Source organism: Neptunomonas sp., from assembly GCF_016744175.1.
GTDB lineage: Bacteria > Pseudomonadota > Gammaproteobacteria > Pseudomonadales > Balneatricaceae > Neptunomonas.
This window is the reverse complement of record NZ_JADGEV010000030.1, coordinates 42,159-49,662: the sequence shown is the minus strand read 5'-3', so window position 1 is coordinate 49,662 and position 7,504 is coordinate 42,159. Positions and strand designations below refer to the sequence as shown.

General features: G+C 46.2%; 6 protein-coding genes. 5 read left to right on the top strand and 1 reads right to left on the bottom strand.

The window, feature by feature from the left end; translation table 11 throughout:
* The coding region (locus QZZ55_RS13770; RefSeq protein WP_293267912.1) for an MFS transporter at nt 1-2,752 on the bottom strand (2,752 nt) is incomplete at its 3' end.
* Nucleotides 2,753-2,922: 170 nt separating this feature from the next.
* Here QZZ55_RS13770 and QZZ55_RS13765 point away from each other — a divergent pair.
* From QZZ55_RS13765 to QZZ55_RS13745, 5 genes are all read left to right on the top strand, one after another.
* Nucleotides 2,923-3,693 (top strand): helix-turn-helix transcriptional regulator, encoded by a 771-nt coding sequence (locus QZZ55_RS13765; RefSeq protein ID WP_293267911.1) that lies wholly within the window; start codon nt 2,923-2,925, stop codon nt 3,691-3,693.
* 346 nt (nt 3,694-4,039) lie between these two features.
* The gene (locus QZZ55_RS13760) at nt 4,040-5,074 is read left to right on the top strand and encodes a MoxR family ATPase (protein ID WP_293267910.1); all 1,035 of its coding nucleotides are present in this window, start codon (nt 4,040-4,042) and stop codon (nt 5,072-5,074) included.
* 15 nt (nt 5,075-5,089) lie between these two features.
* Nucleotides 5,090-6,043 carry a DUF58 domain-containing protein gene (locus QZZ55_RS13755; protein ID WP_293267909.1) on the top strand — a complete coding sequence of 318 codons (954 nt, stop codon included), beginning with the start codon at nt 5,090-5,092 and terminating at the stop codon, nt 6,041-6,043.
* Entirely contained in the window at nt 6,043-6,525 is a 483-nt protein-coding gene (locus tag QZZ55_RS13750; RefSeq protein WP_293267908.1) for a DUF4381 domain-containing protein, read from the top strand. Before QZZ55_RS13755 ends, QZZ55_RS13750 begins: the two co-directional genes overlap by 1 nt.
* Nucleotides 6,518-7,504: a VWA domain-containing protein gene (locus tag QZZ55_RS13745; protein ID WP_293267907.1), complete on the top strand. Its 987-nt coding sequence runs from the start codon at nt 6,518-6,520 to the stop codon at nt 7,502-7,504. Before QZZ55_RS13750 ends, QZZ55_RS13745 begins: the two co-directional genes overlap by 8 nt.

The following is a 7,504-nucleotide window of genomic DNA, read 5'->3' as shown; positions in this document are numbered from 1 at the left end:
TATTGAGCTTTTCTGCCCCAGAAACAACGATGCGTAAGCTGTCGAACATAAGCGGATGCACTTTGTGGTTGCGGGCAAAAAGCCTTAGAAATGTTGATGTACCACACATGACGGTTGCTTGATGTTTGGCTACAGCTTTAGCGATACCCAGAGCGTCCGTTGGGTCAGGGTGGCAGATCATCGGTAAACCTTCGATCAGGGGTAAGAACTGAGTAACGGTTAATCCAAACGCATGAAACAAGGGTAATGAGGCCATGATAACGTCATCATCATTCATGTTGAGCACGTCGGCAGCTTGTTTAACGTTGGCCATTATATTGCGGTGGCTCAGCATAACGCCTTTGGGAGCGCCTTCACTGCCGCTTGAAAAGAGAATAGCGGCCGTTGCAAGCGGGTCACGCTGTTTACACACCAAATGTGCAAGTAGAGATGTAGGAAGAAGCTTCGCCATTAACCAATGACCAAGTAGCTCTCCTTTACCTATAGTCTTTTTCAACTCTTCTAGATAAACAATCTGCACACCGTCAAACAGTGGTGTGAGATCCACGCCACGCTTCTCCAGCTTTTTAACAAAGCGCTGGGATGTATAGATGGTTTTGATCTGTGCTTGTTTAACAGCAGATATCAGTGCATCGGTGGAGGCTGAGTAGTTCAGGTTTATCACTGTTTTACCCGCCATAAGTGAAGCCATATTGGCTAGCACACCACCGGCGCTGGTCGGGACTAATAAGCCGATTCGTTCCTCAGGGCTGAGCTTGTGAATACGGCGAGACATGGCCATTGCTCCAGCAAGAGCGCTCAAACCTGATAGCTCTGTCCCAGTAGTGTCGGCAATGGCTAGATCAGTGCCCTGCTGCTTGGCGGTATTGATCCACGCTTCTGGTAATGTTGGCAGTTGTGCTACGTGATTCTGCCAAGAGCTAATGGATAGGTCAAAGACACGGCGCTTAAGCACATCAACGCTGGTGTTTTTATCTAACGGAGCCCCAAAAGACACAACAAGATCACGTTTGATGCCACGAGCGCTGTGGCGTTTAAGTCGCTCAGAAGAGTGAGAAAACTTGCTGCCCCATAGGCCACGAAGGTAAAACGGCACGATGCTAACGTTATCGTTTGCTTCTTTACAAGCAAGCTCATAACCACGGCGAAACTCCGCAAGATGGCCGGTACGGCTAATGCTGCCTTCAGGGAAAATGCAGACAACCTCGCCAGCATTAAGTGCCTCGGTAACTTTAGCTAAAGAGTCTTTGCTGGTTGCTCCTGGTTGAATAGGTACGCAGCCCATCATTTTTAGAAAACTGTTGAGGTACCATTTATCGTAAATGGATTTCAGCATGACAAATCGAATAGGACGAGGGCTAGCGATTTGAATGATGGCCCAATCTACCCAACTAATATGGTTACCCAGAAGGAGTACACCACCACTGCTAGGGAGGTTCTTCAACCCTTGTACTTTAACCCGGTAGCGTCTGCTCATGAGTGAACTAAGAATAACGCGTACCAAGCTTTGCGGTAGCTTTACGATGGTATACAAACCACCGACGAGAGCCACGACAGCGATAATTTGTAGCAGAGTCCGGCTTTCGAACCCTTGTAGAGCAAACACGACAGTAAGCGCTAAAAAACTCGCCATGGCCACATTTTGCACCCAGTTATTAACAGCGAGTACTTTTCCCATTTCATGATCTTCGGCATGAAATTGTATTAAGGAATTTAGGGGGACAATGAATAACCCTCCAAAGATACCCACAGCCGTAAATAGCAATGCTTGCCCTTGTAGTGTTGTGATACTTGGCAGCAGCCATAAGCTAAGAGCAACCCCTAACGCACCCACGGGAACGAGCCCCGTTTCTATATGATGACGTGAAACTCGCCCAGCTAACCATGAACCAAATACGATACCAAGGCCAGTACAGGCAAGCACGCCCTGAATGATGACCGTGTTGGTAATTCCGAAGCTGTCTTTTGCATAAGATGGAAATGCGGCTAAAAGTACTTGGCCTACAGACCAAAATGTAGCAAGCCCAATGATGGACAAACGGATGACGGCACGGCTGTTAACTGCTTTAAGGTTATTAGCAACGAGCTTGCCTTTAACGTAATCAGGGACAGAAAATTGTTTTGACGGTTCGCCTTGTTCTAGCGTAGGCAAACGATACATGGCGAGTAGTTCGAGTGCTGCATTGAATACTAAGATCCAACCCAGTGGAGCGATAGCGAGGAGAATGGCACTGCTATCAGTAGCGCCCTCAGGATAAAGGGATTCAAAGAAGAGTGAGTACACGACTGTACCGGCTAAAATAGCAACGATAGTGACAGCTTGTACCATCGCGTTAGCGGGTGCTAAGCCCTCTTTACCAAAAAGAGGCTTGATGTAGCCGTACTTGGCAGGCGAGTAAAATGCTGATTGGACGGCCAATAAAAAGGTCATTGCAAAAGCTGCCCAAAACCAGCCTTGGTAGTAACAAAAGGTGATGGCTAAGGTGAGACCTAATGCAAACCAAGCCGCAACTTTGAGAACTTTATTTTTAGGATACTTATCGGCAACAAACGCGGATGGCGATAACAGTAAGATAAAAGGTAGCAGGATTAAACCGTTAATGATCGCGGTTAATATAACTTGAGTCTGATCGTCGTAAACTTTGAAGATGGTGTTTTGAATAACAATCTTGTGGCCCAGGTCAACAAAGGCGTTAAGAAAAACAGCCGCTAAGTAAGCTAAAGATCCGGTAATTTTGAGCAGTTTGTCCATAAGAACATTCCTTGGTGTGGTTCGTATGCCATCCAGTATTGGCGAATACTCTAGAGATGAAATACTATCTGTAAAAGGCGCGGCATATCAAACAAATAGTATTACATAATGATCCTTTTAACGATTGCTGCAGTTTTGTTCAGTTCTAAAATTTCTTGTGAGCTAAGATTATGACTTCTGTAGAGCACCGCCCGCAAACCAATGCCTTGATTGCCACGCTGAAGCGCCAACTTAAAGCGAGTGGTAAAACCTATCAAGATATCGCTTCATTACTAGGGTTAAGTGAAGCGTCTATTAAACGGTTATTTCGCGAAGGCGACTTGTCATTGCCACGACTGGAAAAAATTTGTGATGGCATCGGGCTTGAGTTGAGCGAACTCTTTCAATTAATGGCGCACCAGAGACTACAGTTGCAGGGGTTGAGCCGTGAGCAAGAACAGGAAATTGTTGATGATCAGGTGCTTTTACTGGTCGCTATCTGTTGCGTGAATGGGTATAAATTCCAAGAAATTCTTAATCAATATACGCTTGAGCAAACGACGCTAATCAAAAAGTTAGCAGCCTTAGACCGGTTGAAGATTATAGAGTTGTTGCCTAATAACCGCATTAAGCTATGCATAGCCCCGAATTTTAATTGGCTTGCTAATGGACCTATTCAAAACTTTTTTCATAGCCGAATCAAAGAAGAATTTTTTCAAGCCTCTTTTGCGAAATCATCGGATAAGTTACTCGTCGCTAACGGCCTAATTGCTAACAGTAGTAATGCTGAACTGCAAAAACGGATGCAGAAATTAATTAATGAGTTTACTGAGCATAGCCGTAAAGACGCCACCCTAGAGATGGGTGAGCGTAATGGCACTATGATGGTGGTGGCGATGCGACAATGGCAGCCAAGCTTATTTAAAGAACATGTTAAGCGTACGAATAACCAAGCACCTTGAAGAGAAGCACTCAGTAATTGATGGTTGCAGCATACGCTACTTTAGCTTTGGTGAGTGCGGATTTTGCTTGAGGGAATATTGATGAGTCTCATTGCTGTTTAACGCCTTTATTCGCAGTCCAAGGCATATAAAGGTCATCTATGCTGACCATTTACTATTATTTTCTTATAAGCCAGAAAGAATTTCTTGAGAGTATTGAATTTTTTACAGTTGTCGCTATCTATAGAATGTCGCTTTAACAGTGGCTGGTTATAAGTAAGCTGATGCTTGTTAGTGGACGTTGTTCAGGCATGGGCTATGTAAGGTCATTTAATCTAACATCACATTTTGTCACAGGAAAAAACTCATGACTGCAGAGGTTGTCCTTAGCAAGAGCCCGGAAAGCGCTGAGAAAATCGTGAGTACCACGAGTGAACATCAAACGACACTAGCAAGGTTGCGTGAGGCTTTGCAGAGTAAAGTTGTCGGGCAAGATAGCTTAATTGAGCATTTACTTATTGCACTGCTAACAGATGGGCATGTGCTGTTAGAAGGGCCGCCCGGTTTAGCGAAAACTCGAACTATCCACGCGTTAAGTGACTTACTCGAAGGTGACTTTAAGCGAGCACAATTTACGCCTGATCTGTTACCTAGCGATATCACCGGTACTGAAATTTTTAATGCGCAAAAAGGTGAGTTTCAATTTCGTCCGGGTCCGTTGTTTTGCAATATGCTATTAGCTGATGAGATTAACCGAGCGCCAGCTAAGGTACAGTCGGCTCTGCTGGAAGCGATGGGCGAGCGTCAGGTAACAGTGGCGGGTACCACGTATCAACTGCCACGCTCTTTTATGGTGATGGCGACTCAAAATCCGCTAGAACAGGAAGGAACTTATCCTTTACCCGAGGCTCAGTTGGATCGCTTTATGCTACATGTGCGTGTTGATTATCCGCAGCATGAGCAAGAGAAACTAATTTTAAGGCTGGTGCGAAATGAGCACACCGAAGAGACAGAAAAAGCAGAGTCTTCAGCCCATGTTGTGCTGACTGAGAACTCCTTGTTAGAAGCTCAGCGTGAAGTGATGAATGTGTTTTTAGCAGATAGCCTAGAAGACTATTTAGTCGCGTTAGTTATGGCAACACGTAACATCGGTGCCTATGGTGAAGATCTTCAAGACAGCCTCACGTTCGGAGCCAGCCCGCGTGCCACCATTGCGTTGGACCGTGCGGTACGTGCTAAAGCATGGTTGCAGGGACGAGACTTTGTTACACCGGATGATATTCAAGAAATATTGCCGAGCGTATTGCGCCACCGTATTGGCCTCAGTTATATCGCTGAAGCGAATGGTCTGGATAAAGATCAGTTGATTGCTGAGTTGATTGCTCGTGTTGCTGTGCCTTAAGGCGGAGAAGTAAGAATGTTTCTCAGTGATAACAGCCCGCGTCCTGTGCCGCAGCAGCGCCATTGTATCTCATTGGATGAGTTGCTTAGTTTACGCCATTGGCCTCCTGCTAGGAGCCCTAGCCGCCAGAGAATGGCGATTCGTGAGGGCCATCATCTTAGTCACATTCGTGGTAGAGGGATGGAATATGATGATGTGAGGGAGTATCAACCCGGTGATGATATTCGGCATTTGGACTGGCGCTTAATGGCACGTACGGGTGAGGCACATACTAAACTCTATCACGAAGAGCGCGAGCGCCCGGTTTTTGTGTTAGCTGACCTTCGTTCCCCTATGTCTTTTGCGACTCAAGGGCATTATAAATCGGTGTTGGCTTGTTATGCAGCGGCAATGACCATCTGGACAACGTTGGCGAATGGCGATCGTGTTGGCGGGCAGATTCTAGGTGCAAAAGGTGAGCAGCTGTTTCGTCCCAGCAGTAATCGTCAGCAAGTGATGGCGATGATGGCTGCACTCGCTAAAGAAAGTAATACTTCTGTTGATGCAGAAGAGGATATTGCAACGTTACCGTTGAGCTTGTCAGCTGTGTTGGCGAAGGCCGAAAGCACTATTACGAGTGGCACCTTATTATATATTTTTAGTGATTTTCATGATGTAGATGACAGCGTGCAGCAACATTTGATGCGCTTGGCGCAGCGGTGTGAATTAAAGCTAGTGTTAATCTCTGATCCATTGGAAGAAAAGCTGCCCCAAGGAAGGCGATATCGATTCTTAGGCAGTGGCCGTGAGTTATTGGTGGATGCCGATAAGCAGCAACAGCAACGTTATTATCAGCAGTTTCAGGCACGTATTCAGTTATTGGAAAGGTTACGCAACCTTCGCGGGGTGGAGTTTGCACATTGGCAAACCAACCAACACCCATTGTTTCGAACGCGGCTTTGTAAGACGTCTATGCAGGAGACGATTTAATGGAGCAGCTCCGTCCTATGCAGTTACCCGATCCCGTTAGCTGGTGGCCGATGGCTCCCGGTTGGTGGTTTTTACTAGTGTTATTCATTGCCAGCGTAATAGGCATGTTTTGGTGGCTGCGCCGCCGTTGGGCGGATCCTCGACGTTATGCATTGTCAGAGTTGAAGAATCTTCAGAAGTGCTACTTTCCTCAAGAAAACAGCCAGCACCCAGCAGATCAAACCGCCTTAATTGTGCACTGTAACCAGCTCCTTAAGCGAACAGCGCTTACGCTTTACCCCCGTCACAATGTTGCTTCGTTATCAGGTGATGCGTGGATATCGTTTTTATTAAATAGCAGCACGGGTTGCAAGGCAGAAGCGTTGCAGTGCCTTAAAGATGGGGCTTATCGACAACGTGTTAAATATGATAGTGCGGAATTACTTGAAGGTTGCCGGCAATGGGTAAAAACGGCAGGTAAGGGAGGCCCAAACAATGTTTAATCTTGCTTGGCCATGGCTGTTGGTTTTGCTTCCTTTGCCTTGGTTTGTGTGGCGCTTTTCTCCTGCACTAACACATTCTCAACAGAGTGCGTTGCAAGTCCCGTTTCTTAAAACGATGGAGCAAGCGGTGGGTGCTTCAGCGGTTGAGAAACGAGGCAGCCGTTTATTGCTTATTCTCTTAGCGTATATCGCGTGGTGCTTGTTACTTGTTTCTGCTGCTCGTCCTCAGTGGTTGGGAGAGCCTGTTCCGCAGCAACGTGAAGGGCGAGATATGATGTTAGCCATCGACCTTTCAGAGAGCATGTTAGAAGAAGATTTTGAATTAGGAAACCGGCTTATTAACCGCTTAATCGCAACAAAGGTGGTTGCCGGTGACTTTATAGAGCGTCGTGAGGGTGACCGAATAGGCTTGATTTTGTTTGGTGAGCAAGCCTATTTACAGGCACCGCTGACACATGACCGTAAAACCGTAAAGCAGTTATTAGATGAAGCTCAAGTAGGTTTAGCTGGAAAGACAACCGCCATCGGTGACGCCATTGGTTTAGCGGTAAAGCGCTTTAAAGAGATGAAAAATGAGCAGCGGGTATTGGTGTTGATCACTGATGGCACGAATACAGCCGGTGCTATAGAGCCTGATAAAGCGGCGGAACTCGCTGCAGCTGAAGGGTTAAAGATATATACGATCGGTATTGGTCGTGACCGTAGTCAGCGTAGTTTGATCAGTCAATTTCTAGGTGGAGGTACGCCTCAAATAGATGAAGCAGCATTGAAAAATATTGCAGGAAAAACGGGTGGGCAGTATTTTCGAGCCAGAGATCTAGATCAGTTATCTGAAATTTACACATTGCTTAATGAGTTGGAGCCAATAGGCCAGGATGAAGACTTTTATCGTCCGGTGATCTCTCTTTATCAGTGGCCGTTGTTAGGTGGTATTTTCTTGCTGTGCATAACGGCTGTATGGCAGCAAAGGAGGGCATAA